This is a genomic window from Paraburkholderia ginsengiterrae, assembly GCF_001645125.1.
Lineage (GTDB): Bacteria > Pseudomonadota > Gammaproteobacteria > Burkholderiales > Burkholderiaceae > Paraburkholderia > Paraburkholderia ginsengiterrae.
Window position 1 is genome coordinate 1 of the sequence record NZ_LXKA01000054.1, and the last position, 559, is coordinate 559.

Sequence of the window (559 nt, forward strand, 5' to 3'; positions counted from 1 at the left end):
CTCATTGCGTCAGCACCACGCCGCTAGCCGGCGACCAGTAGACGAACACGTCGTCGTTGTACGAGGGCGCACCTTCGCTCATCAGGTGCGAGCTGGACAGATTCGACACCACCGTCTTGCCGCTCGGCAGGCGCACGTGATACAGCGAATAGCTGCCCATGTACGCCACGTCCGAGACCACGCCGCGCGCCCAGTTGTGCGGCGACGACGGTTTCTCCAGCGACACCTTCACGCGCTCAGGGCGCACTGAGATCCCCACCGGCATGCCGAGCGGCCCGGTGATGCCGTGGCTCACGTACATGCGCGTTTCGAGATCCTCGCTTTCCACGAAGATGTGATCCGGTTCGTCCTCGACCACCGTGCCTTCGAACAGGTTGGTCGAGCCGATGAATTCCGCCGAGAAGCGGCTATTCGGAAACTCGTACACCTGGCTCGGCGAACCGATCTGCACGATGCGGCCTTCGCTCATCACGGCGAGGCGGCCAGCCATCGTCATCGCTTCTTCCTGGTCGTGCGTGACCATCACGCAGGTCACGTCCACCTTCTCGATGATGTTCAC

At 62.6% G+C, this 559-nt stretch carries 1 protein-coding gene; it reads right to left on the minus strand.

Annotated features, from left to right (window positions below; all coding sequences use genetic code 11):
• Nucleotide 1: 1 nt before the first annotated feature.
• A partial coding sequence (locus tag A6V37_RS03625) for a TOBE domain-containing protein (RefSeq protein ID WP_131799776.1) occupies nt 2-559 on the minus strand: 558 nt, incomplete at its 5' end.